The organism is Micromonospora sp. NPDC049497 (assembly GCF_044465805.1).
Lineage (GTDB): Bacteria > Actinomycetota > Actinomycetes > Mycobacteriales > Micromonosporaceae > Micromonospora.
The window spans coordinates 119,847-143,859 of sequence record NZ_JBITMC010000012.1 but is presented as its reverse complement, the minus strand read 5'-3'; the positions used below and the strand labels follow the sequence as shown (position 1 = coordinate 143,859).

Annotated in this window: 24 protein-coding genes and 1 pseudogene; 9 read left to right on the top strand and 16 right to left on the bottom strand. The window is 73.7% G+C overall.

From position 1 onward, the window contains the following. Nucleotides 1-222: 222 nt before the first annotated feature. From ACIBR0_RS18220 to ACIBR0_RS18210, 3 genes are read right to left on the bottom strand one after another with little or no spacing between them, the layout of a single operon-like run. Nucleotides 223-2,313: a sulfatase-like hydrolase/transferase gene (locus ACIBR0_RS18220; RefSeq protein ID WP_396716976.1), complete on the bottom strand. Its 2,091-nt coding sequence runs from the start codon at nt 2,311-2,313 to the stop codon at nt 223-225. Continuing rightward, complete coding sequence (locus ACIBR0_RS18215; protein WP_396716974.1) at nt 2,306-3,724, bottom strand: class I SAM-dependent methyltransferase; 1,419 nt, start codon at nt 3,722-3,724, stop codon at nt 2,306-2,308. Before ACIBR0_RS18215 ends, ACIBR0_RS18220 begins: the two co-directional genes overlap by 8 nt. A 5-nt stretch (nt 3,725-3,729) precedes the next feature. Further along, nucleotides 3,730-3,879, bottom strand: coding sequence for a hypothetical protein (locus tag ACIBR0_RS18210; protein WP_167183181.1), 150 nt, complete (start codon nt 3,877-3,879; stop codon nt 3,730-3,732). Between the two features lie 204 nt (nt 3,880-4,083). Here ACIBR0_RS18210 and ACIBR0_RS18205 point away from each other — a divergent pair, with 204 nt between their 5' ends. Continuing rightward, nucleotides 4,084-4,938, top strand: a complete 855-nt coding sequence (locus tag ACIBR0_RS18205) for an arginase family protein (protein WP_396716971.1) — start codon at nt 4,084-4,086, stop codon at nt 4,936-4,938. A gap of 97 nt (nt 4,939-5,035) precedes the next feature. On the opposite strand, the pseudogene ACIBR0_RS18200 reads toward ACIBR0_RS18205, so the two are convergent. The 4 genes and pseudogenes from ACIBR0_RS18200 to ACIBR0_RS18185 form a co-directional block, all read right to left on the bottom strand. Further along, a pseudogene (locus tag ACIBR0_RS18200) lies at nt 5,036-5,743 on the bottom strand (GtrA family protein); the annotation flags it as partial. A 172-nt stretch (nt 5,744-5,915) separates the two neighbouring features. Continuing rightward, nucleotides 5,916-7,400: an ATP-binding protein gene (locus tag ACIBR0_RS18195; RefSeq protein WP_396716969.1), complete on the bottom strand. Its 1,485-nt coding sequence runs from the start codon at nt 7,398-7,400 to the stop codon at nt 5,916-5,918. Beyond that, entirely contained in the window at nt 7,378-8,133 is a 756-nt protein-coding gene (locus ACIBR0_RS18190) for a response regulator transcription factor (protein ID WP_396716967.1), read from the bottom strand. The genes ACIBR0_RS18195 and ACIBR0_RS18190 overlap by 23 nt, the downstream gene beginning before the upstream one ends. Before the next feature lie 72 nt (nt 8,134-8,205). Then, nucleotides 8,206-8,427 carry a hypothetical protein gene (locus ACIBR0_RS18185; RefSeq protein WP_396716965.1) on the bottom strand — a complete coding sequence of 74 codons (222 nt, stop codon included), beginning with the start codon at nt 8,425-8,427 and terminating at the stop codon, nt 8,206-8,208. Nucleotides 8,428-8,587: 160 nt separating this feature from the next. Here ACIBR0_RS18185 and ACIBR0_RS18180 point away from each other — a divergent pair, with 160 nt between their 5' ends. The 3 genes from ACIBR0_RS18180 (at nt 8,588) to ACIBR0_RS18170 (ending at nt 11,195) form a co-directional block, all read left to right on the top strand. Beyond that, nucleotides 8,588-9,535: a serine/threonine-protein kinase gene (locus ACIBR0_RS18180; protein WP_396716963.1), complete on the top strand. Its 948-nt coding sequence runs from the start codon at nt 8,588-8,590 to the stop codon at nt 9,533-9,535. Nucleotides 9,536-9,622: 87 nt separating this feature from the next. Further along, the gene (locus ACIBR0_RS18175) at nt 9,623-10,051 is read left to right on the top strand and encodes an OsmC family protein (protein WP_396716962.1); all 429 of its coding nucleotides are present in this window, start codon (nt 9,623-9,625) and stop codon (nt 10,049-10,051) included. 292 nt (nt 10,052-10,343) lie between these two features. Further along, nucleotides 10,344-11,195 carry a hypothetical protein gene (locus ACIBR0_RS18170; protein ID WP_396716960.1) on the top strand — a complete coding sequence of 284 codons (852 nt, stop codon included), beginning with the start codon at nt 10,344-10,346 and terminating at the stop codon, nt 11,193-11,195. Nucleotides 11,196-11,204: 9 nt separating this feature from the next. Here the strand turns inward: ACIBR0_RS18170 and ACIBR0_RS18165 are convergent, their stop codons facing one another. From ACIBR0_RS18165 to ACIBR0_RS18145, 5 genes are all read right to left on the bottom strand, one after another. After that, complete coding sequence (locus ACIBR0_RS18165; protein ID WP_396716958.1) at nt 11,205-11,735, bottom strand: ATPase; 531 nt, start codon at nt 11,733-11,735, stop codon at nt 11,205-11,207. A 121-nt stretch (nt 11,736-11,856) separates the two neighbouring features. Then, nucleotides 11,857-12,303, bottom strand: a complete 447-nt coding sequence (locus tag ACIBR0_RS18160; RefSeq protein ID WP_357041298.1) for a response regulator — start codon at nt 12,301-12,303, stop codon at nt 11,857-11,859. A 68-nt stretch (nt 12,304-12,371) separates the two neighbouring features. Then, nucleotides 12,372-12,716, bottom strand: a complete 345-nt coding sequence (locus tag ACIBR0_RS18155) for an STAS domain-containing protein (RefSeq protein WP_396716956.1) — start codon at nt 12,714-12,716, stop codon at nt 12,372-12,374. Nucleotides 12,717-12,799: 83 nt separating this feature from the next. Continuing rightward, nucleotides 12,800-13,849 (bottom strand): B12-binding domain-containing protein, encoded by a 1,050-nt coding sequence (locus ACIBR0_RS18150; protein WP_396716954.1) that lies wholly within the window; start codon nt 13,847-13,849, stop codon nt 12,800-12,802. Beyond that, the gene (locus ACIBR0_RS18145) at nt 13,846-15,600 is read right to left on the bottom strand and encodes a PP2C family protein-serine/threonine phosphatase (protein WP_396717071.1); all 1,755 of its coding nucleotides are present in this window, start codon (nt 15,598-15,600) and stop codon (nt 13,846-13,848) included. The genes ACIBR0_RS18150 and ACIBR0_RS18145 overlap by 4 nt, the downstream gene beginning before the upstream one ends. Nucleotides 15,601-15,839: 239 nt before the next feature. Between ACIBR0_RS18145 and ACIBR0_RS18140 the strand changes: the two genes are divergently transcribed. Both ACIBR0_RS18140 and ACIBR0_RS18135 read left to right on the top strand, forming a co-directional pair. Beyond that, on the top strand, nt 15,840-16,193 hold the full coding sequence (locus tag ACIBR0_RS18140; RefSeq protein WP_396716952.1) for an STAS domain-containing protein: 354 nt from the start codon (nt 15,840-15,842) through the stop codon (nt 16,191-16,193). A gap of 100 nt (nt 16,194-16,293) precedes the next feature. Continuing rightward, a complete protein-coding gene (locus tag ACIBR0_RS18135) occupies nt 16,294-16,638 on the top strand; it encodes an STAS domain-containing protein (RefSeq protein ID WP_396716950.1) in 345 nt (114 codons plus the stop codon). A gap of 144 nt (nt 16,639-16,782) precedes the next feature. Here ACIBR0_RS18135 and ACIBR0_RS18130 read toward each other — a convergent pair whose 3' ends face one another. Further along, nucleotides 16,783-17,097, bottom strand: coding sequence for a hypothetical protein (locus tag ACIBR0_RS18130; RefSeq protein WP_396717069.1), 315 nt, complete (start codon nt 17,095-17,097; stop codon nt 16,783-16,785). A gap of 210 nt (nt 17,098-17,307) precedes the next feature. Here ACIBR0_RS18130 and ACIBR0_RS18125 point away from each other — a divergent pair, with 210 nt between their 5' ends. Both ACIBR0_RS18125 and ACIBR0_RS18120 read left to right on the top strand, forming a co-directional pair. Beyond that, the gene (locus tag ACIBR0_RS18125; protein WP_396716948.1) at nt 17,308-18,288 is read left to right on the top strand and encodes a DUF2267 domain-containing protein; all 981 of its coding nucleotides are present in this window, start codon (nt 17,308-17,310) and stop codon (nt 18,286-18,288) included. 88 nt (nt 18,289-18,376) lie between these two features. Then, nucleotides 18,377-19,171: a spermidine synthase gene (locus tag ACIBR0_RS18120; RefSeq protein ID WP_396716946.1), complete on the top strand. Its 795-nt coding sequence runs from the start codon at nt 18,377-18,379 to the stop codon at nt 19,169-19,171. 85 nt (nt 19,172-19,256) lie between these two features. Here the strand turns inward: ACIBR0_RS18120 and ACIBR0_RS18115 are convergent, their stop codons facing one another. The 3 genes from ACIBR0_RS18115 to ACIBR0_RS18105 form a co-directional block, all read right to left on the bottom strand. Then, nucleotides 19,257-20,561 carry an NAD(P)/FAD-dependent oxidoreductase gene (locus ACIBR0_RS18115; protein WP_396716944.1) on the bottom strand — a complete coding sequence of 435 codons (1,305 nt, stop codon included), beginning with the start codon at nt 20,559-20,561 and terminating at the stop codon, nt 19,257-19,259. Beyond that, nucleotides 20,558-22,786, bottom strand: coding sequence for a glycogen debranching N-terminal domain-containing protein (locus tag ACIBR0_RS18110; RefSeq protein WP_396716942.1), 2,229 nt, complete (start codon nt 22,784-22,786; stop codon nt 20,558-20,560). The genes ACIBR0_RS18115 and ACIBR0_RS18110 overlap by 4 nt, the downstream gene beginning before the upstream one ends. A 363-nt stretch (nt 22,787-23,149) precedes the next feature. Beyond that, a complete protein-coding gene (locus ACIBR0_RS18105; RefSeq protein ID WP_396716940.1) occupies nt 23,150-23,611 on the bottom strand; it encodes a hypothetical protein in 462 nt (153 codons plus the stop codon). A gap of 190 nt (nt 23,612-23,801) precedes the next feature. On the opposite strand from ACIBR0_RS18105, the gene ACIBR0_RS18100 reads away from it, so the two are divergent. Further along, nucleotides 23,802-23,963, top strand: a complete 162-nt coding sequence (locus tag ACIBR0_RS18100) for a hypothetical protein (protein ID WP_357036954.1) — start codon at nt 23,802-23,804, stop codon at nt 23,961-23,963. Nucleotides 23,964-24,013: the final 50 nt, after the last annotated feature.

The window sequence follows — 24,013 nt, the reverse complement described above, 5'->3', positions numbered from 1 at the left end:
CGCCGTGGTTCGGCGGTGAGGTATGCGTCACCCGATTCCCGACCTGCCGGCCGGGAAACCCCCTCGGTTCCGGGTACGCCGCCTGCCGGAGCGCGGCGGGCGGAAGGCATGGGAACGGTACCGGTCGCGGAAGGCGGCCGGCGCGCGAGGTCGATCAAGAGCTGGCCGCGGTGTTAAGCGGGGGCCCTTCCTCTACCGCAGGCGTTAACGGGGGGCCCTTCCTTACACCTCAGACAGGGTGAGGCGGCGCAGGGAGCCGTCGGGGGCGACCCGGTAGACGTCGAGGCGGTTCGCGCCGGCCTGGTACAGCCGGTCGTCGGCGAGCAGCGCCGCGAAGCGGCGGCCTCCGGTGTCGCGGGGTACCACCGGCACGACCGCCCCGACGCGTCCGTTGACGGCGAGGGCGAGGGACGTCCCGTCGGGCACGTCGTCCGGCACGTCGCCCCACACCAGCGCGGGCAACTGGCCGGCGTCCGGGTCCACGGCACGGAACGCCCCGAGCCGGGCCACCTCGGCGGTACCGCCGAGGGGACGGTCGCCGACGGTCGTGCCGACCAGGGGGTGCGGCGTGGGCGGTGGGAGCGGGCCGGGCACGCCGCCGGTGATCGGGGTCGGCTGGGCGGGCCGGTCGTAGAACACCTTGCCCGGGTCGGTACGGGGGCCCTGCCGTGCGGACCGGCCGTCGACCCGCCACGGCAGCCGGATCGCCGCCTCGTCGGCGACGGTCGGCAGCAGGTCCACGTGCTGCCAGTTCCGGTCGTCGACGCGGCCGGTGCGCTGCCCGGGGCTCTTGACGAACAGCGGCACCCAGGCGACCTCGTCGGCGGCGGCCCTGATCGCGTCCATCCCCCGTCCCTGGGCGCCGGGGGTGAAGCTCACCCCGTGGTCGGCGGTCACCACCACCAGCGCGCGGTCGTACAGGCCGGTGGCGCGCAGGGTCCGCAGCGTCTCGCCGATCAGCCGGTCGGTGTAGCCGAGCTGCGCGAGGTGGCGCTGCCGGGCCAGTTCCGTCCAGCCGGCGGCACCGTCGTTGGGCAGGTCCTCCGGCGCGTCGTAGCGGGCGCCCGACGGCAGGTACGACCACGGCGAGTGGGGCATGAGAAGGTGCAGGAAGTGCAGGGCGGGCCGTGTGGCGGGCCGCAGGCCGGCCAGGAAGCTGGTGAAGCGGGCCGGCTGGTTGTCGTCGAGGTTGTCCCAGCGGAACGTCGGGTCGGCCGGCACCGGCTCGGCGGCGTCCATGCCCGCCTCGGCGCTGGTCCGTTCCCGGTAGGAGTCCGCCGGGTCGATCCGGCTGTCGACGGGCGCGGCGATCCGGCGCAGCAGCGTCCCGGTCTCCCGGACCAGCACGCCGAGCCCCTGCTCCGGACTGACCGGTGTCTCGCAGCGGCTGGGCGGGCAGAGCCGGGTGATGCTCTCCTCGGCGTGGATGTCGTAGAGGCCGCCGAAGGCGGTGAAGAGGTTGTCCGGGTACTGCGCGTAGTGCGGCGCGACGCCGTCGGCCGGGTACCGCCCGGTCAGCATCGCCGGCAGCGCGTAGGGCGTCCACCCGCTGACGCCCGTGGCGTTGCGGTACCAGGTCGAGCCGCCGGCCAGCTCCGCGAAGTGGGGGAACCGGGCGGCGTCGATGCGGCCGTCGGGGCCGAGCAGGGACACCAGTGGCAGCTCGTCGAGGATCAGCATCACCACCGGCGGGTGGATGCCGCCCTTCGCCGTACCGGCGGCGCCGCCCTCCCCGCGTGGCAGCACCACCGCCGAGGTCGGCGAGGCGAACAGGAACAGCACCACGAACACCGGCGGGCCCGCAGCGGCCAGCCGCAGCACGCGACCGGGCCCGCGCCAGCGCCGGTGGGCGGCCGTGCCGGCGGCGCCCACCACGGCCGCCAGCAGGAGCAGCGGTACGCCCCGAAGCGGCGTGACGTGCCGGCCGACCTGGACCGCGGCGGCGGCCAGCAGCAGTCCCACGACCACGGTGTGCGTCGCGGCGCGGACGGTCGGCCCGGCCACCCGGGACAGCGCGCCGAGCAGTCCGACGGCGAGCGTCGGCACGAGCGCGACGAGGGCGAGGAGCAGCAGGATCTCGCCCGGGTCGGCCCGGTGGAACAGGAAGAAGTCGGGACTGCGGCCGAGCACGTCCAGCACCGGCTGGGTGACCACGAGCCCGAGCAGACCGGCCACCTCCGCCAGCCGGCCGAGCTCCCGCCGCCAGCCGCGCCACGGTCGACCCGACCTCCCCGCCGTGCCACCCACCTCGTCGCGGTCGGCTCCGCCGGCCGATGACTCCGCGGGGAGAGCCGGTGTCGCCGGCTCAGTCACCCACGACCGCCTCGTAGAGCGTGCGGGTGCCCGAGGGCAGGTCGAGCCGGCGGGCGATGCGGCAGCGGGCGGCGAGGGACCGCTCGAACTCCTCCCGCCGGTAGTCCGGGAAGAGTCCCTCGGGCTTGTTGGCCAGCAGCCGCCGGGCCATCGGGTCCTCCGGGTGGACGAACTCCACCACGAGCCGGGCACCGGGCGCGGCGAGCGCGACGAGCCCGTCGACCACCTCGGGCAGCGGCACGTTGCGGCCGATCGCGAGGTGGTGCACGACCGCCAGGGCGAGCACCACGTCGGCGTGGGCCCGGTCGGCGAACGAGGCCCGCTCGACGCCCCGCCAGCCCCCACCGGGGGACGGGTCGGCGAGGTCCATGACCAGCGGCAGGATGCGCCGCTCCCCCTGTGCGCGCAGCGTCCGGTACAACTCGTCGACCACCGTGGGGTCCTGCTCGACCGCGACGACGTAGTCGGCGTGCCGCGCGGCCAGGCGCGCGTACCGGCCGTCGTTGGCGCCGAGGTCGAGCACCAGGCGGGCGCGGGGACCGGCGGTCAGCGCCTCGGCCACGAAGCGTTCCTTGGCCGCCCGGTCGTCGGCGGTGTAGCCGCAGGTGCGCTGGTAGTCGACCCAGTGGCTGGGCGCGCCCCGGCGGTCCAGGCGGCGGACCAGCTTCTCGATGCCGCGTACGGTGGCCAGGGCCAGCTCGCGGGAGTAGCCGGCGGCGCGCAGCTGGGAGCGAACGTCGGCGGTGCTCGCGCCGGCGTTGCGGCGCTGCATGGCGCCGTGCAGGTGTACGTGGGTGAGCACCCCCGGCAGCAGCCGCCGGGTGCCGCCGAGGAGGGGACGCATCTGCTCCGGCTCGATGCCGTCGACCCGGGCCCGCAGCCAGGGTTGGAAGTCCAGCCCCAGGTGGGCGCCGAGCAGCAGCGGGTACAGCATGGTCTGGCAGAACTGCCGGTAGCCGGCCCACGGTTCGCCGTCGCGGGCCGGCGTGAAGGACCCGACGTCGATGAAGACCGGCTCCGCGCCACGCCACTGGAGGTTGTACGCGGACCCGTCCTTGGTGGTGAACCCCTCCGGCAGGGCGGCGCGCAGGATCTCCAGGTGCAGCAGCGCGGCGTCGCGCAGCATGGCGAAGGACCACTCGTACGGGTGGGAGACGAAGGGGATCCGCTCGTGGCGCAGCACCGCCGCCCAGCCGTGCGGGAGCGGCGCCGGATCGGCCGGTTCGGTGCCGCACACCTTGCCGGCGGCCACCAGCGACGGGAAGAACCCGCTCGCGGCGAGGGCCCGCCACTGCACGGCCGCCTCCTCGTCGAGCCCGCGCAGCACCTCGTCACCGAGGTGGAAGATCCGGTTGGCGGGGTCGCGGAACGAACCGGGCTCGGCCCGCAGCCGCGGGTCGGAGATCGCCATGCCGGTCAGCGCTGGTCGGTGGGCTGCCGGCGGAACCGGTCCACCAGGCGTCGCCAGTAGAGCTTGGCCGCCACCGCGGCGCCGGCGACCCCGCCGACCACCGCCTGCACGATCAAGCTGCCGGATCCCGCGTCCAGGTAGGCCAGGTGGTTCACCGACCGCTCCTTTCCCTTACCGTCTCGTCCCCGGGCGCGCCTGAACGACCGCTATGCGGGTTTTGGGCGTTACGCCGGGCTTGTCTGACACCGTACGCCGCTTCACGGTCGAAGGAGACCCACACCGGACACTCCACCCGACGTCCGCGGCGACCTTCGCCGTACGCGCCGTCCGGCCGGTCACGTCGGACTACCTTCGACGGCATGCGATGGTCGGTGCTGGACGCCCCGCTGGAGTCGTCCGGCCGGGGGCGGGGCGAGCGGCGGGCGCCGGTGGCGCTGCGTACGGCGGGACTGCTCGCGCGGCTCGGCGCCGAGGACGCCGGGGCGCTCGACACGCTCGTCACCGACCCGGTGCGGGACCCGGAGACCGGGGTGATCGGCGCGGACCAGGTCCGCGAGGCCATCCGGGACATCTCCGCGCGGGTGATGGAGTTGACCGCGGGCGGCCGGCACCCGCTCGTCCTGGGCGGCGACTGCGCGATCCTGCCCGGGATCCTCCTGGGGCTGCCGTCCGGCTTCGACCTGTGGTTCCTCGACGGGCACGTCGACTTCCACGACGGACGGACCTCCCCCACCGGCGAGGCGGCGGACATGGACCTGTCGCTGGTGACCGACCACGGCCCGGCGGGCCTCCTCGACCGGGAGGGCCCGCTGGTCGATCCCGACCAGGTCCACCTGCTCGGCCACCGCCCGCCCACCGACGCCGAGAGCGGCCTGGAGGCGGCCCGGGTGGACCGGGCGATCCACCAGGTGCCGGCCGACCGGCTGCGCGGCCCCGACGCCGCCCGGGTGGGCCGGGAACTGGCCGCCGCCAGCGTCTGTCCCGCCTGGCTGCACCTCGACCTGGACGTCCTCGACCCTCTCGTGCTGCCGGCGGTCACCTACCCGGTGCCGGGCGGGCTGGAGTGGCCGGACCTCGCCGCGCTGATCACCCCGCTGGTGCGGTCCGGCCGGCTGCTCGGCATGAGCGTCGCCGACCTCAACGCAGACGAGGACCCCGACGGTCGCCACGCGGAAATCATCGTGGAGGTCCTAGCAGAGGTGCTGACGGCCTGACCGTCCAACGTCCGTGTTGATCAAGAGGTTTGCGTCAGGATCGCGCGAGCGATATGACGCAAACCTCTTGATCAACACGGGCGGAGGGGGTGGGGGTTCAGGTCCGGCGGTGGTGCATGCCCAGGCGCAGCAGCACGAACCGCAGCACCGTCGCGGCGAGGTTCGCGACCACCAGCACCGCCACCTCCACCGGTCGGGCCGGTACGGCGGTGACGGCGTGCAGCGCGGCGAGGGAGCCGCTGGTCAGCGCCAGGCCGAGCCCGAAGGCCAGCAGTCCCTGGAGGTGGTGCCGGCCGGCGTGCCGGCGGCCGGTGATGCCGAAGGTCAACCGCCGGTTCGCCGCCGTGTTGGCCACGGCGGTGACCAGCAACGCCAGCAGGTTCGCCGGCTGGGCGCCGAGCGCACCCCGGGTGGCCACGAACAGCAGCAGGTACGCGCAGGTGCTGGCCACCCCGACCGCCGCGAACCGGGCCAGCTGCCGGGGCAGGCCGACCGGCACCTGCGCGGGCGGCGGCCTGAGCGGCGCACGACCCACCTGCTCGCGCAGCTCGGCCAGGGGCAGCGCGCCGGTCGCCAGCGCCCGGCCGAGCCGGCCGATGCCGCGCAGGTCGGCCAGCGCGGTGGTCACGATGTCCACCCGGCTGTCCGGGTCGTCCACCCAGTCCACCGGCACCTCGTGGATGCGCAGGCCGGCCCGCTGGGCGAGCACCAGCAGTTCGGTGTCGAAGAACCACCCGGTGTCGCGTACCAGCGGGAGGAGTCCCTCGGCGACGTCCGCGCGGATCGCCTTGAAGCCGCACTGGGCGTGCGGTGCCCAGCAGCAGAGTGGTGAGGGCCGGGCGGGCCCAGCGGGGCGACCGAGGGACCGGCGGCGCAACCTCGCGGGAGGGCGCCGGAGCGGGCGCGGCGGGCAGGGCCTCTGTTCTGTCCATGCCGGCAACACTGGGTGGCCGGGCTGTCCCGCTCCCCTGAGCCGCCTATGCGTCCGCTGTGGGATGCGGCAGGCGCACGGTGAACACCGTGCGGCCCGGCCGACTGTCCACGGCGACCGTTCCCCGGTGGGCCTCCACCACGGCCGCCACGATGGCCAGGCCGAGGCCCGTGCTGCCGTGGACCCGGGACCGGGAGCTGTCCCCGCGCGCGAAACGTTCGAAGACCTCCGGCCGCAGCTCGGGTGGGATGCCCGGTCCGTCGTCGGTGACGCGCAGCACGGCGGCGTCGGGCTCGACGCCCAGCGACGCGGTGACGGTGGTGCCCACGGGGGTGTGCACCCGCGCGTTGGTCAGCAGGTTCGCGAGGACCTGGTGCAGCCGGGCGGGGTCGCCGGGCACCCGGACGACCCGTTCGGGCAGGTCGAGCTGCCAGCGGTGCTCCGGGCCGGCGACGTGCGCGTCGCTGACCGCGTCCACGAGCAGCGCGGACAGGTCCACCGACTCGACGGCGAGCGGGCGACCGGAGTCCAGCCGGGCCAGCAGCAGCAGGTCGTCGACGAGGCTGGTCATCCGGGTGCTCTCCGACTCGACGCGGCGCAGCGCGTGGGCCACGTCGGGCGGCACCCGGTCCCGGCCGCGGCGGGACACCTCCGCGTACCCGCGGATGGCCGCGAGAGGGGTGCGCAGCTCGTGGCTGGCGTCGGCCACGAACTGGCGTACCCGTGTCTCGCTGGCCTGGCGGGCGGCGAGTGCGGCGGCGACGTGCCCCAGCATGCGGTTGAGCGCGGCGCCGACCTGGCCGACCTCCGTGCGCGGATCGGTGTCCGCCTCGGGCACGCGGACCGACAGGGCGACCTCGCCCCGGTCCAGGGGCAGCTCGCTGACCCGGCCGGCGGTGGCCGCGACCCGCCGCAGCGGGCGCAGGGTGCGCCGGACGATGAGCGCGCCCGCGCCGCCGGCGACCAGCAGGCCGGCGGCGGCCAGCGCGGCCTGGGCGGCGACGAACCACATGACGATCTCCTCGACCTCCGCCAGGGGCAGGGCGAAGGCCCGGACCGTCCCGTCCGGCCACCGTCGCGCGATCGCCCGGTACTCGCCCCGGTCACCGAGGTCGACCGTGCGTGGCCCGGCATCCGCCGGCAGCCCGCCCAGCGCGGCCACCTCGTCGACGGGTACCCCCTCCCCGCCCTGCCGCTCGCCGGTCTGCACCAGCGCCTGCGTCACCCGTCCCCCGGACAGGGTGGCGACGATCGAGTCCGGTGGCAGGCCCGCCGGGATGAGCAACTCGCCGCCGTCGGGCGGGAAGAACCGGGGGAACGGCCGGCCGTCGCGCGGCCCCGGCTCCGCGGTCAGCTGCGCGTCCACCCGCTCCACCAGGAACTGTCGCAGCGCGACCGTCGCGACGGCGCCGGTCGCGACGCTGACCGCAGCCAGCAGCGCGACGAGGATGACCACCAGACGGGTACGCAGGGACCAGCCGGCCAGCCACCGCCGCAGCCGGCCCCGCTCACTCCGCCGGTTTGAGGACATAGCCGGCGCCGCGCAGCGTGTGGATCATCGGTTTCCGGCCGGCGTCGATCTTCTTGCGCAGGTACGAGATGTACAGCTCGACCACGTTGGCCTGGCCACCGAAGTCGTAGTTCCAGACCCGGTCGAGGATCTGCGCCTTGCTGAGCACCCGCCGGGGGTTACGCATCAGGTAGCGCAGCAGCTCGAACTCGGTGGCGGTGAGGGTGACGAGCTGCCCGTCGCGGCGTACCTCGTGGCTGTCCTCGTCGAGGCTGAGGTCGCCGACGGTGAGCACCGCCTCCTCGCGGGCCGCGACGGCGAAGCCGGACCGGCGCAGCAGCGCCCGCAGCCGCGCGATCACCTCCTCCAGGCTGAACGGCTTGGTGACGTAGTCGTCGCCACCGACCGTCAGCCCGGCGATCCGCTCCTCCACGGCGTCGCGGGCGGTGAGGAACAGCACCGGGACGGTCGGCGCCGCCGCGCGCAACCGGCGCAGCACCTGGAAGCCGTCGAGGTCGGGCAGCATCACGTCGAGCACCACCGCGTCGGGCTGGAACTGCCGGGCCGTGGTCAGGGCCGACATGCCGTTGCCGGCGGTGCGTACCTGCCAGCCCTCGTAGCGCAGCGCCATCGACAGCAGGTCGGTCAGGGTGGGTTCGTCGTCGACCACCAGGACGCGGACCGGTTCACCGTCGGGGCGCCGCAGCTCGATCCGGGCCGGTGCGCCGTGCTCGTCCGTCACCATGGCCCCCATCGTGGGCGCGACCGCTGTGCTGCGTTTGTGCGCATCCTGTGCACCAGCTGTGCCACCCGGTGACGGCCGGTCTCACTCGGTCATGCCGACGGGGTAGGTGTGCACGAACCGCATCGTCCACCCACCGCCACGGGAATCGGCGCGCTCGTAGAGGTGGTCGGCCAGGCCCGGGTCACCGCCGTCGGGATGGCGCAGGATCCAGCGGGCCGGGGGCCCGCCGTCCGGCTCGGCCGGTAGCGCCCGCTCCAGGTCGTGCGCCGGACCGCCGACGAAGCGTACGGTCACCTCGCTCATCGTCGCACTCCCTCGCGCCGGCTGCCCCTGGCTGGCAAGCTACCCCACCGCGACCTGGCGTACCCTGCGGTTTGCCCTGCTCGGAGGCCGGGTACCGGCATCGGAAGCACCGGCGCCGGACATCCGGCGCAATCGGGGACGACGAGGCGAGGAGCGATCGATGAGGACGCTGGACGGGCGGTACCAGCTCGAACAGCGCATCGGCATCGGTGGCATGTCGGAGGTGTGGCGGGCCCACGACGCGGTGCTGGACCGGCCGGTCGCGGTGAAGCTGATGTCCCCGGGGCAGGAGGATCCGGACGCGTCGGTGGAGCGGATCCGCGCCGAGGCACGCTCCGCCGCCCGGCTGGTGCATCCCAACGTGGCCAGCGTGCACGACTTCGGCACCTCGGCGACGCTGCCGGGCATCGAGCTGCCCTACATCGTCATGGAGCTGGCCGAGGGCGAGACGCTCGCCGCGCACCTGCGGGCCGGGCCGCTGGACTGGCGGATCGCCGTACGGGTCTGCGCGGAGGTGAGTGCCGCCCTGGCGGCGGCGCATGCCCACGGCATCGTGCACCGTGACGTCAAGCCGGCGAACGTCATGCTCACCCCGGCCGGCGTGAAGGTGCTCGACTTCGGCATCGCCACCCCGTCGGGCGCCGCGGACCCCACACCGGACGGGATACTGGTGGGCACGCCCGCGTACCTGGCGCCAGAGCAGTTGGAACGGGCGCCGGCGACCCCCGCCGCGGACATGTACGCCCTCGGCGTCCTGCTCTACTACAGCCTGTCCGGACGAATGCCGTACCAGGCCGACACCACGATGCAGCTGCTCGGCGCCCGGCGCCGGCAACTACCGCCGGAGCCGCTGCCGGAAATCCCCGGCCTGCCGCCGGAGGTGGCCGACCTGTGCGCGAGCTGCCTCGCCGACGACCCGGCGCAGCGGCCCACCAGCCTGATGGCCGCGCTGCTGCTGGCCGAGGCGGTGGACGCCCGGGTATACGTGCCGATGCTCCGGTCGGTACCGCCCCGGCAGCGGGAGGTGGTCTCGCCGTGGACCGACGGGGCCGCCGCCGAGGCGACCCAGGCCGCGGCCCTGCCGGACTGGTCCACCCGCGCCAGCTGACCGCCGTCCCGTCGCGGACCACCGTGTCCTGCGGTTTCACGGCCCGGGTGCCGGGTAGCCGGGCCGGTGAGTGACGGGAGGAACTCGATGCCGGATTCAGGTTCGTGGCTACCCGAGACTGCCACCGCGACCGCCGAGGGCGGTCACGTACGCACCGACGACGGCGGTCTGTCCACCGCCCTGGCGTCCCCGCTGGCACCGCACTGCACGGGTCTCACGCCCGAGCAGCTGCTCGCCGCGGCCTTCGCCTCCTGCCTGCACCACGCCGCGGTGGAGGCGGCCGGTGAGATCACCAACGAGGCCCACACGGTCCAGGTACGCGCCGAGGCCAAGCTGGGTCGCGACGACGACGGCCGCTACCGGGCCGACGTGCACGCCTCGATCTCCTCCGCCGGGCTCAGCCGACAGCAGTTGGCCGAGCTGGTGGAGCACGCCGACCGGCTGTGGCCCTTCACCAGCGGAGACGCGAGTCGAACCCGGCTGACCGTCACACCCGCCGAGAACGGCCGGCACTGACGGGCTCAGCACCGGGACCTGACGTTTTCGGCCAGCCACCCCTCCTCCGTACGGTGCAACGACGGGTCGACCGTACGGAGGATGCGTCCGACCTCGCCACCAATGCGGCATAAGATCAACTTAACGACCGATTCACGGACTACTGAGCGTATTTTTCCGGTAATTCGGATAGGCGGAGAAGGCGGCTTTGCTGATCAGCCGAGGCGATTCGCAACCGCGATTACCGCAAATTGTGGCGCATGCCACTAATCGCGCCGATGGCAAAGAGCGCTCCTCTTTCTAGCCTCGGCGGGTGCATCCCGACGACTCCATCGACCACAAGCCGACCCAGGATCGACCGGCCACCCGTCCGGGCGACACCGCATCAACCGAACGGACGGTCGGCCGGCACCGCCTCGCCGAGCAGCCGCGACGCGGTGTCTACGTGTCCGCGCGGATGCGGGTCGCGCTCGCCACCGGGGTCACCTGCTGTCTCGGCGTCGGCGTCTTCGCGGCGACCGGCGTGGGCGACCGGGCCGAGGCCGACCGCGAACCGGTGGCCGAGGCGGTCGCGGACCGCGCCGCCGCCGACGAACGCGCCTCCCGGTCCCTCGACCGGGCCGCCTCCCCCGCCCCCGCCAGCCCCACCCCGAGCGCCAAGCCCTCCCCCTCGGCCAGCCGACCGGCCCCGACGAGGAAGAAGCCGGTCAAGCCCACCAAGCCGGTGCGCCCGCGACCCGTCGCCGGTCTGACCCAGACCCAGATGGACAACGCTAAGGTGATCGTCGACGTCGGCGTCGGCCTGAAGATGCCCCACCGGGCGCTGGTCGTCGCGATGGCCACCGCGATGCAGGAGAGCAACCTCTACAACCTGGCCAACGACTGGGTTCCCGAGTCCCTCGACCTGCCCAACCAGGGCAGCGGCGCCGACCACGACTCCGTCGGCCTGTTCCAGCAGCGCCCCAGCAGCGGCTGGGGGACCGTCGCCGAGCTGATGCGCCCGGCGTACGCGGCCCGCGCCTTCTACCTCGCGCTGCGGGAGATCCCCGGCTGGCAGGAGATGAGCGTCGCCGGGGCAGCCCAGGCCGTGCAGGTCTCCGCCTTCCCCGACGCGTACGCCCAGCACGAGGACCGGGCGAGCACGATCGTCGCCGCGCTCACCTGACACAGCCGCTCAGGCATCACCGCGCCCACCCGGCGGCTCGGTCGCCGTCCCGGCGGCCCGGGTCGCCGGGACACCGCTGGCCGGCACCGCGGCGGCGGCGGTCGGGGTGTCGGCCGGCACCGGCTCCACGGACACCCCGCTGAGGATCTCGTCCACCCGCGACTCGCGCCGACGGCGCGCCTGCAGGGCATCCTCGAACTCCCGCCGGGCCTGCACCGCCTCGGCGTACACCCGCTCCCGGAGCTGGCGTGCCTCCTCGCGGGCCGCGTCCAGCTCGAAGCGCGCCTGCGCGAGGAGGTCCGCCGCCTCGCGGTCGACGGCGTCGGCATGCCGCCGGGCGACCGCCGCGTCGCCCAGGTCCAACCGGTCCAGGAGGCCGCTCAGCGCGAGCGCCTCCCCGCGGACCTCGTCCCACTCCCGGCCGGTCCCGACGGCGCTCTCCGCCCGCGCCGCCAGCCGCGCCAGGCGGATGCCCATCTCGTCCAGGCAGGAGTCGACCTGCCGCCGGTCGTAGCCCATCTCCACGACGGAGAACCTCATGCTGTCGCCCCCCAGGCAGCCGATGCTTTCCTTCCCCACCTGGATCCTCGGCGCTCACGGCGACAGCCGGAGGGGATCGGGAAAAATGTTCAGCATGCGAGCGGTGCGGGGTGGACCGCCCTCAGGAGCGCTTCGGGAGCACCACGACGCGGCCGAAGAACTCGTCGATGCGACGCACGACGTCGTTGAAGTCGTCCAGGTCGATCGGCTTGGTGACGTACGCGTTGGCTTGGAGGGTGTAGCTGCCCAGGATGTCCGTGTCGGCGTTCGAGGTGGTCAGCACGACGATCGGGATCGTCCGCAGGTCCTCGTCGCTCTTGACCTCGCCGAGCACCTGCCGGCCGTCCATCCGGGGCATGTTCAGGTCCAGCAGGATGACGTCGGGCCGCCGGGCCTCGGTGTGCCGGCCCTCGCGGCGCAGGAACTCCATCGCCTCCTGGCCGTCGCTGACCACGTCGATGACCTTCTCGACGTCGGAGTCCGCGAGCGCTTCCTCGATCATGAGCACGTCGCCCGGGTCGTCGTCCACCACCAGGATGCGTACCGGACTCGGGGTCACTGGAGGCATGGCTACCTGCTTCGTATCGGGGAGGGGGCGGAGCCTTGCGGGACCTGCTGGCGGGGAAATCTAGCCCATCAACCGGCAGTCCGCGTCCTGGGGTCGGCGGTGTCCGCGGCGTGTCGCAGCACGTCGGCCAGCCCGGTCACCTGGAGCACCCGGTCGACCCGTCCGCTGGCTCCGGTCAGGCGCAGCCAGCCCCCGGCAGCCGACGCCTGGTTGTCGCCGCGCACGAAGGCGGCGATCCCCGTCGAGTCGCAGAAGGTCAGCTCGGCCAGGTCGAGCAGCAACCGGTACGTGCCGGCGGCGGCGAGCCGGTCCAGCACGGCGGTCAGCTCCGGGACGGTGCTCATGTCCAGCTCGCCGGCGAGCCGCAGGTACGCCCCGCCGTCGCGCTCGGCGTACGTGACGGTGAACGACACCCGTACCCCCTCACTCCACCGCAGGCCGAGACGCTTGCAGTGCAGCAAGTATAGACAGGGGGCCGGGGAGCCCCGGCGGCACGTCAGCGCACGCCCGCACCCCGCACGGCGGCCACCGACGCCCGGCCCTCCTCCAGGAACCGCGTCGCCCGGGGAAAGTCCCGCAGCTCCCGGGCGTAGTGCCCGAGGGTCAGCCCCACCGCGCCGGCCGGCACCCCCCGGCTCGTGAGGATGGACACCAGCCAGTCGACGAACTCGGCGAAGAGGGTGCCGTCGTCGACGTACAGCGCGGCGGCCAGGAAGTCGACAATGTACCCCAGGTCGCTGACCGTCGAGTCGATCTGTGCCGGGGTGTAGTCCCGGGCGGACGGCACCCGCTCCCGCAGGTCGGCCAGCGCCCCGTCGATCAGCTCACCGCGCCGCTTGACCAGGCCCGCGTACTCGTCGTCGGCCAAGTGGGTCAACTGCGCCGGCGGCACCCGCCGCAGTGCCGGCTCGTCGGCCACCAGGTCGGCGGCGGAGGGTGCGTCCGGCCCCCACGCCACACCGAGCCGGCGCGCCCACCGCCCGTCCGCCCCGAAACCGCGACCACCGACGACCACCGGGACGTCGGAGCGGCGGCACGCCTCGATCATGCGGTGCGCGTACGGCAGCCGCATCGGCAGCGCGCACGCCAGCGCGACCGCGTGGGCGTCGTGCCGGTGCAGGTACGACACCAGGTGCGCGGCCGGGACACTCGCTCCGAGGAAGGTCACCTGCCAGCCGCGCAGCCGCAGCACCTCGGCCACCAGCCGGGGCGGCAGCGCGTGCCACTCGCCGTCCATGCAGGCCACCACGACCCGCCCCCGCGTCGGACGCGGATTGGCGTACGCGGCGACCGCCGCCACCACCCGTTCGCTGATGTGGGTGGCGGCGTGCTCCTGGGCGACGCTCCACTCGTTGCGCGCCCACCGCTCCCCCACCTCGGCCTGCGCGGGCGCGACGAGGTCCAGCAGCACCCGCTCGGCGGGCACGCCGCCCTCCAGCAGACCGGTCGCCACCTCGATCGCGGCGTACTCGTCGGCCTCCTCCAGGCAGTTCAGGTAGCCGGACCAGGCGCCGGTCAGGCCGGCCTCGGTGGTCGGAGCACTCACGGGCGCGACTCCCTCGTGTCGGTCGCCGCCGGCTCGGGCACCGCGTGCAGATGCCGCGGGACACGCCCACCCGGGCCGGTCGCACGCAGCGCCAGCACGGCGATGTCGTCGTGGTCCCCGTGCCCCAGCCAGTCACAGGTGACCTGCTCGATCCGCTCGGCCAGGGCCGGCGCCGGCATGCGGTGGCAACCACTCACCAGGCCGACCAGCCGCTCGGGGCCGAACTGCTCCTGCCCGCTCCGGCCGCCGCGCGCCTCGGTCACGCCGTCGCTGTAGAGCAGGCACGTCTCGCCCGCCTCCAGGCGGACCGTCGCCTCGCCGATGCGCGGATCCGGCACGACACCGACCAGCATGCCGCTCAACGACACCTGCTCGACCTCGCCGGAGTTCCGCAGCACCAGCGGCGGCAGATGGCCACCGCCGGCCAGAGCCAGGGTGAGCCCACCGTCGCGGTGTGGCCTGACGACCCCGAGCACCATGGTGGCGAACCGGCCCCGGTCATGCGCCTGGGTGGTCTCCAGCAACGCGTCGTTGAGCAGCTTCAGCAGCCGCCCCGGGTGCGACTCGACCCGGTGCAGCGCGTGCAGGCACTGCCGGAGCTGCCCGGTGAAGACGGCCGCCTCGACGCCCTTGCCGGAGACGTCGCCGAGGAAGAACAGCGAGCTGCCGTCGGGCAGCCGGTGCGAGCCGTAGAAGTCCCCGCCGATACGCAACCCCGCCTGCGCGGGCCGGTACGCGGTGCCCCACTGCACGCCGGTCGCCTCGGCCGGCTCCACCGGCACCAGACTGGCCTGGAGCGTGTCGGCGACCTCGGCCTGGTCGCGGTAGAGCATGGCGGTGGTCAGCGCCGCCCCGGCCCGCGCCCCGAAGGCCCGGACGAGATCGATGTCGGCGTCGTCGTACCACCGGGTCGCGCGCCGGGCCACCAGCAGCACCCCGGCCGGCGCGTCCCGGCCGGGCAGCGGCACCACCCGGGCGCACGCCTCGACGGAGGTCAGGCCGGGCAGCCACCCGGCCTCCACGGCCTGCTCGACCAGCCAGTCCACGGCGTGCGGCTCGGAGCCCTGCAGGCCCTCGACGATGGCCGGGGGCAGGTCGGGGGCGTCGAGCACGCCGCTGTCGACGGTGGGCGCCTCGTCCTGGCCCCGCGACGCCCGCCACCAGCGGGACCGCCCCGACCGGGGCGCCAGCACCAGCACCGCGACCTCGGCCAGGGTGGGCACGGCCAGCCGGACCACCGCGGAGGCGGCCCGGTCGGGGTGCAGCGGGTTGCCCAGCTTCTCGCCGGCCACGGCGAGGAACGCCGAACGGGCCCGCTCGGCGAGCAGCGCGTCGGCGCGGGAGACGATCTCGGTGACGTCCTCGACGTACCAGCAGGAGCGGGCGGCCGACAACGGGACCCGGCGGGCTCGCAGCCGACGCCCGTGGTGGGTGAAGTCACCGCCGGCGCCGAGCCCGGCGACACCGGCCGCCGCCAGCAGCTCACCCGGAACGACCTCGGGAAGCAGCCGCTCGGCGACCGGGCTGAGGTGGCGGACGACGCCGTCGGCGTCGCAGATGACGAGGCCCTCCCGGAAGTGCTCGACGACCTCGGACCAGTCCGGTGCGGCGTGGCCGCGGTCCGGTGCGAGCGCGGGCAGGGCGGCGGAGCGAGCCGGGGCGTCGACGGGCCACGCCGGGGCCCGCGCGGCACTCGGCGTGGAGATCCGTCCGTCGCCCGGGTCCTGACCCCTGACGTCGGCAGCAGTCACCAGCTGAGCCCCACTCCTTGTCGACACCTGCAACGCGCCGGACACGGCGCTCGTGGTCACGTCTCTTCGACCCACCCTACGCCGGTGTGCCGGTTCCGCCACCCCACGCCCTCGCGGGTGGATGGCCGCACACCGGGCGGGTCCGGACGGGCGTTGTTACGATCCTCTCGGCCCCTGCCCGAGCGGCCGCCTGCGGAAAGGCGTTGAGCGTGTCACCCCATGGGAGGAAGGCGGAGACGGTGCCGCTGATCATGTCCGTCGATCGGTCGGATCCGGACGTCCCCCTCATCATGGTCGGTGGCGACCTGGCCTACACCACGGCCGCACCGCTGCGGTACGAGGTCGAGCGGACGCTCGCCGACGCGCCTGCGGTGCTCGTCCTGGACTTCGCCGGACTGGAGTTCATCGACAGCACCGGCCTCGGCGTCATCGTGCACGCCTGGCGTGAGGGGCAGCAGGCCGGCACCGCCATCGAGTTGCGCGCGGTCCCCCGCTTCCTGGAGACGATCCTGGACATGACGGGCGTCATGGGCCTGCTGGCCCGCCCGATGGGCGACGCGCACAGCGCAATGCGCGTGCAACGTCAGGCCTGACCGTTGCGCCGGCGGCCTGCCGGCACCACTCGCGGGTCCGGTAGGGATCGCCGCGCTCCCCGCTGTTTGCCATCCGCCGTCGTGCTGGGAACATGGAGTCATGGCGCACCAGCTGTTGACCATCGAGGTGACCCGGCTCGGCGCCGGGCACGCCCGGCTGCGGCTGACCGGAGACCTGGACTACGACACCGCGCCGGAGCTCATCGACGCGGTGGCCGAGCTGCGCCGGGACGGCTGCCACGACCTGGTGATCGACCTCACGGGCGTCGGGCTCTGCGACTCGTCCGGCCTCAGTGCGTTCGTGGTGGTGCACCGCGCCGGCACCGGCCCGGTGCGCCTGACGGGCGTCAGCCCGCAGCTTCAGCAGCTCCTCGACCGCACCGGCCTCGTCGAGCTGCTCGCCGTCGATCCCAGCGCGGACGGCGGCCTGCGCGAGGCCGGCTGACCCGGACGCGCCCCGATCCACCCGACGTCATCGCTGTCGTCTCGGCGCGGGGGGAGCCCACCCGCACCGCCGGGAACGAGCCTGCGGCCCGGACGGGGGGTGGCCCCCGACCCTGGGACCAGGGGTCGGGGGCCGGAGTGTGGTTCAGGGCGCGGTGACCGGTTGCAGTCGAGGTCCGGTCGTCCGCTGCTGCTCGGTCCGGAGAGGTTCGGCGTCCTCCGGTGAGCCGGAATCCGGTGTCTGGAAGAGATAGCGGACGAACTCCCCACCCGCCTCGTTGTCGTCCGCACCCGGCCACTGGCCGATACAGTCCACGCCGACCACCTCACGGCCGGTGCCGTCCGCGTCCTCCAGCAGCGCCCACAGGCTGACCGCGTAACTGCGGGTGTCCTCGGGTGAGAGCCGCCAGCGGGCGTACCAGCCGGGTCGGGCGGGAACGATCTCGACGATCCTCTTCATCACGACCTTTTCCTTCCGCGTACATCGGAAGTTCCCCGGTCCACCGCCATCGTGGGCCGCCTCCGGGTGACCCCCCCTCACCCGCCCGGGATGAAGCTTCCGGGCACCGTCGGCACCCCGCCGTCGACCCGTCCGGCCCGTTACTTCCCCGGCCTCGACGGGAAGGCGACCGACGGACGTACGCACGCTCAGCCGAAGCGAGGTGTCACCATGCGCAAGCAGATGGAGGGCGACAACCAGCGCCGTCGGGCCCTGGCCCGCGAGGCGCGGGAACGTGGCATGCAGGCCAGCGAGACCGGTGCCAGCCTGAGCGCCTCCAAGCAGCTCACCCACCTCGACAAGGGCCGGCGGATCGGCCCGGCCCCGGCCGGCCAACGTCGCAAGCCCGACGCCACCCGGGGCGGGCCCGCGCCGCCGCCCGCCGCCGTGCCCGAGACCAACTGGCCACGCCCCGGTCCCGCCACCGGCACCCCCGGGGTGACGCAGACGGGTTACCGCGATCTGGTGGAGGACGTGGGTCGCCGGGCCGGCGTCGACTTCCGTACGGCGAAGGTCGGTGCGGAGGCCACTGTGCTGGCCCTGGCGTGGGCGCTCGACGAGGGTGAGCGGCGCCGGCTGCTGGAGGCGGTGCCCGTGTCCCTGCACGACGTCACGCCGGTCGACGGGGTGCGGAGCCACGCCGACCTGCCCGGCTTCCTGGCCGAGGTCGGCCGGCTCAGTGGCCGCAGCCCGGAGCAGGCCCGCTACCAGGCATCGGCGACACTCGCCGCGCTGGCCGCCCGCGACGGCGACCTGGTCGAGTCATTGCACGTACCGGACGGGTTGCGGGACCTGCTGGCCCCGCCGGACGCCGGCGGGGGTGTGGTCGGCCCGACGACCAGCACGCCGCCGCTGCGCGGCGACGAGCTCAACGAGGCGCTGAACGGGTTGCCGTACTGGTCGGGCGACGGGCAGGCGCTCACGCGGACGGTCGAACTGCCGCCGGACAACCTGGACCGGGTCCTCGACCGGCTGGACCGGCTCCGGTTGGAGACCGGTCGCGGTCCGCGCATCGGCCGGCCCGACGCCACGACCGCCGTGCTGACCGTACGGTCCCGGCAGGCCGGTGCGGTGACCGCCCAGGACGTCGACCTGGCATACACGATCGACGACGCGATCGACGAGGCGGGCGCCGGGATGGCGAGCGGCTGACCCGGCACCTTCCTGACAGCGTTCGGCGGGCCGGTGGGTGTACGCCCACCGGCCCGCCGCCGACGCGTGATGGTCTAGCGTGCCCCGCATGGACCGCGCCGACGAACGGCTGCAGCTGGTCGCCGACCCGGCCCGCCCGACCGGGCGCCTGCTGCTCGCCGACGGTGTCGAACAGTCCTACGTGGATCTCGCCGACCCCCGGCACCTGCACTTCGAGTACGTCCGGCGGATGGCCGCCGTCGCGGACCTCGTGGCGCCGGCCGGTCGGCCCCTGGAGGTCCTGCACCTGGGCGGCGGCGCGTTGACTCTCCCTCGCTACCTGACCGCGACCCGGCCCGGGTCGCGCCAACGGGTGGTCGAGCGGGACCCCACGGTCGTCGACCTGGTGGCCCGTGAGCTGCCCACCCTGCCCGGCGACGTGACCGTGCAGGTCGCCGACGCCCGCGCGGCGGTCACCGCCGCCCCCGCCGGCCGGTACGACCTGGTGCTCGCCGACATCTACCAGGCCGCCCGGATGCCGGCGCACGTCGCCGGCGTCGAGTTCGTGACCGAGGTGGCCCGCACCCTGCGCCCGGACGGCGTGTACCTGGTGAACGTGACCGACCTGCCCCCGCTGGTCTTCGCCCGGGTGCAGGTGGCGACCCTGCGGGCCGTCTTCGGCGACGTGTGCCTGGTCGCCGACCGGCGGATGCTGCGCGGCCGGCGGTACGGCAACGTGGTGCTCGCCGCCGCGGCACGCACCGGGCGGCTGCCGGTGGCCCGCCTGGCGGCCCGTGCCGCCCGCGACGAGGTACCGGGAGGCGTCCTGCACGGCGCACCCCTCGACAGGTTCACGGCCGGCGCCCGCCCCGCCACCGACGCCACCCTCACCACCCCACCCTGACACCCGCGCCCCGCGCCCTGCCCCGCTCCGGGGGGAGGTCTTGGATATCGGAGCCAGATCCCAGCTTGTGGAGCTGGGGGCGGCGTCAGCGCGTGGCGTGGACGGGGACCTCGGGTGAGGAACTCTCCAGTGGGACGGAGTTCGCCGGGACGAGGCCGAGCTGCACGGCCGGGCGGGTCAGGGCGGCGTCGAGGAGCCAGTCGGCGCCGACGCGCGCCCGGTTGCCGGGCATGGCGAGCAGGTGGTAGCCCCGGGTGACGGCCTTCGCGGGCAGCCCGGCCAGCGGCACCTGGAGCGGGTTCGCGGCGGCGTCCTTGCCGCCCAGGTCGACCACCCAGCCGAGGTCGTGGTGCTTGTACGGCTTGCGCCGCCCGAACCCGTACGAGGCGGCGATGTTGTGCGCGACCAACTTGCCCTGCCGCTGGGCGTGCTGGGCGGTCATGGTGCAGATCTGGCCGGGGCGGGTCATGTCGGGCACCGCGGCCGCGTCGCCGCAGGCGTACACCTCGGGGAAGCCGGGGACGTTCAGGAACTCGTCGGTGACGAGGCGACCCTTCTCGGTGCGCAGGCCCAGTTCGGAGACGAAGGGGTCGGGGCGGACGCCCACGCACCAGACCAGGGTGCAGGTCGGGATGTAGTCGCCGTCGGTGAGCTTGACCCCGTCGGCGGTGGCCACCGCGACCGAGGTGCCCATCCGGACGTCGACGCCGCGCCGGTCGAGCACCTTGTGGGCGGTCTTGGACATGCGCTCGTTCAACTCCGGCAGCGCACGCGGGGCGACGTCCAGCAGCATCCACCTGGGGCGGATCTTGAGGCGGGTCCGGTGGCGGGCGAGAGCGTCGGTGAAGAGTTGCCCGTGCGCGGCGACCTCGGTGCCGGTGTATCCCGCGCCGACGACGACGAAGGTGGCACGGGCCCGCTGCTCGTCCGGGTCCTCGGCCTGCTCGGCCAGCTCGATCTGCCGCACGACGTGGTCGTGCAGGAACAGCGCCTCGGGCAGGCTGCGGAAGCCGTGCGCGTACTCGGTCACACCGGGGATGGGCAGCAGCTTGTTGACGCTGCCGACGGCGAGCACCAGCCGGTCGTACGCGAGGCGGTTGTGGTCCCCCTCGGGCTGGGTGAAGCCGACCCAGCGGTTCTGCAGATCGACGTGGTCGGCCTCGCCGATGACGACCCGTACGCCGGGCAGGGTGCCCGCGAGCGGCACGGAGATCCGCGTCGGCTCGACCACTCCGGCTGCCACCTCGGGCAGCAGCGGCAGGTAGAGGAAGTAGTCGGTGGCATTGAGGACCACGATCTCGGCCCGGCCCTTCGCCAGCCGGCTCAGCGTCTTCGCCGCGTGGTAACCGGCGAACCCGGCCCCCACGATCACCACACGAGGTTTCGTCATTTCGGCCCCGTTCCCATCGCCGGGGCGGACAAACGTGGCAGATCAGGCGCAGCCGGTGACCTGCCGTCAGCCGGCGGACCGGCGGACCGGCGGACGTGGCCGGTGCCGGCGACCGCCTCCACCTCCCAGAGCTGCCCGAAGGCACGGACGCGCTCGGCGGTGATCCGGCCTATCTCGGGCGGGATGACCGGGTCGATGGTCAGGCGCCCGTCGACCGGGTTGAGCCCGAGCATCGCCCGCACCAGCGCCAGCGGCGCACCCGCCGCCCAGGCCTGCGGGCTGCACGCGGTCGGGTACGGGACGGCGAACAGGGTCCGCTCGCGGACGTACCCGCTGAGCGCCTCCGGCAGCCGGTAGTCGAACTGCTCGGCCGCTTCGAGCAGGGCGATGCTGACCTGGTTGGCCTCGGCCCGGTAGCCGTAGCGGGCCATCCCCAGCACCGCGATGGAGCTGTCGTGCGGCCAGACGGTACCGAGGTGGTACCCGAGCGCGTTGTACGGCCGGTCCTCCCGGGACAGGGTGCGGATGCCCCAACCCGAGAACATGTCGGGGTGCACGAGCTGGCGGACCACCGCTCCGGCGCGGTCCGGCGGCACGATGCCGCTCCACAGCAGGTGGCCCATGTTGGAGGTCTTCGAGTCGATGCGATTCTTGTCCCCGTCCAGGCCGGTTGCGTAGAAGCCGCCCCGCTCCTCGATCCAGAAGTCGCGGTTGAACCGGTCGAACAGGTCCGCGGCGTCCGCGCGCAGCCGCCGCGCCAGCGCCGGGTCGGCCAGCGGGCCGTCGGCCAGCTCGGCGAGCCGGAGCTTCGCGTCGTACGTGTAGCCCTGCAGGTCGCTGGTGGCGATCGGCAGCACCGGCATCCGCCCGTCGGAGAAGCGCACCCCGTCCGGGGAGTCCCGCCAGCACTGGTTGCCGAGCCCCTCGGGTGAGCGGGTGGCGTACTCGACGTAGCCGTCGCCGTCGCGGTCGCCGAACTCGTCGATCCAGGTCAGGGCGGCGAGGGCGTTGTCGCGCAGCGATCGGACCAGGTCGTCGTCACCGGTCCACCGCCAGTACTCCGACAGGAGGATCAACCAGAGCTGGGTGGCGTCGGCGGTGCCGTAGTTGGGGTTGTACGGCTTGACGCCGGTGCGGGTCAGCTCGCCGCTGCGGAACTCGTGCAGGATCTTGCCCGACTCCTCGTCGGTGAAGTCGTCGCAGGTGCGCCCCTGGAGCCCGGCGAGCGCGAGGAGCGCCCCCTTCGCCAGCGCCGGCCCGGCCACCAGCGTCTGGTACGCGGTGATCACCGTGTCCCGGCCGAACACGGTGAGGAACCACGGCAGGCCGGCGCCGGGCAGCATCACCCGCTGCCCGCGGATCTCCAGGTCGAGCCGGAGCGCGGCGAGGTCGAAGCGGGAGCGGTTGGTGGCCCGCTCCACCACCGAGTTGTCACTGTGCAGGGCAGCCCGGTCCTCCACCCAGCGGCGCAGTGGGTTGTCGGTGGACCGGTGAATAACTTGCGAGATGTCGCCGCCGAGGGGGTCGATCATCACGCGGTGCCCCGTCGGCAGGGGCACGACCAGGTCGACATGCCACCCCTCACGGGGGTCGAGTTCGACCTCCCAGACGAGGTCGTCGCCTTCGACGCGGGTGGCCGGCGGATCCGACCGGACCTGCGTGGACGCGGCGAAACCGTCGGCGGAGTAGTCGAAACGCAGCTCGTGCGGGGCGTGGGAGCGGGTGATCCGGGCCGAACGATTCCGCACCCCGGACTTGACTTCGAAGAGGTCGGCGAAGTCCGCGGCGACGGCCAGCCGCACCTCCAGCCGCACCCGCTCGGTCCGGAAGGACAGCAGCTCGACCCGCTCGTGGAAGCCGTCACCGACGTAGCGGATGCGACGGGCGGCGAGGCTGTCCGGCGGCAGCCCGGGCACGTCGGGGTTGGCCAGCATGAACTGGGCCGAGTAGTGGTCGATCGTCTCGCCGCGCAGCGGCAGCAGTTGAGCCCCGTTGACGGTGAGCACCCAACCACTGAGCAGGCGGGTGTCCATGTGGACGAGCCCCCCGATGGTGCCCGGCGGCACGTCCCCGCACGAGTCGGAGTACAGGAAGGTCGGGCCGTTGAGCACGGCGATGGAGTTCGTGCCCAGCTCGGGCGGGACGGCCCGCTGGTCCCCCGGCTCACGGCTCAGGGCGGTCACGCCGGGGAACGGGTCGGCGGGCGTCGGACGCGCGGCAGCCATGCATCCACCGTAGGAAGGGACACGGGGCCGCGGCATCACCCGCACCGGGTGAACCCACCATCCATGACTGCCGATATGGACAAACACCGCTGGACGCCTCGGACGCAGGCAGTAACGACGAGGAGCTGCGCGCGATCATCTTCGAGCCGCACGGCGACGAGGGCGACCCGGCGGGGATGCTCGGGTGAGCGAGGCCGAAGCCCGTCGCAGGGCATGGATCGATCGCCAGCTCAAGAACGCTCCGCCGATCACCTGGGAGCAGTGGTCAGCCGCGAATGCGGCCTCGGGATCAAGGTAAAGCGCCGGGAAGCGGCATAGGAAAAACCCCCAGCATCCGTGCTGGGGGTTTTTCGTGCTTCCGGCCTACCTCCACACCGGCTCGATCAGATCCTCGTTGAATAGCCTCGTCCCCGGCCTGACTACGCGACCCAGCTTCTCGTTCCACACCGGCTCGATCGGCAGGATGATGACGGCCTCCACGTACCGATTGATGAAGGCGCGCTTCTCGTGGATCGTGGCAGCGTCCCAGCCGTTGCGCACATCCCTCACCTGGTCGGTCGACGCCGTCCGGTTCTCGACCACGGAGCGCGCCGCCAGCAGCTCGTCCCTCTCCTTAATCAGCTCGGCCCGCATGGCGAAGTAGTCCTGCCCCGGCAGTCTCTGGCTCTTGTCCGGGTGCTTCCACTGCGCCCACAGTTCCTGGAGCAGTTCTTCGATACCCTCCAGGCGCTCCTGGTCCTCGGCGTCAGGCTCGCTGACCGGCTCGCCGGCCTCAGACATCTTGTCGTGGTGCTCGAACACCATCTCGCGGATCAGGTCGTCCACCTTCGGCATACTCCGGGTATTGCTCCCGCACCCCCCGTCCAGCTTGTTGTCGCACTGGTACCGGAAGTATCGGTCGCCGCGGACCCAGTTGACGTCCGGTCCGGATAGCCCGCATCGGGTGGGGTCCGCTCACCCGGTGCGGGCGCACGGTGGGAGCGTCCGCAGCACGCACGACGAGGAGGAAACGGTCATGAGCGCCCCCATGTCGAACGACCAGCGCCAGCCGATCTACCTGCAGCAGAGCGGCCGCAAGCAGCTCACGCCCCGGCAGCGGCGGCGCGTCGAGCAGAAGCAGGGGCGCATCGAGCGCCTCGGCGTCCAGCGCCGCGAAACCCGCGGCCCCGGCCGCTAACCACCCACCCCCCACCCCACCCACCCGCCCCGCCCCGCCCCGCCCCACCC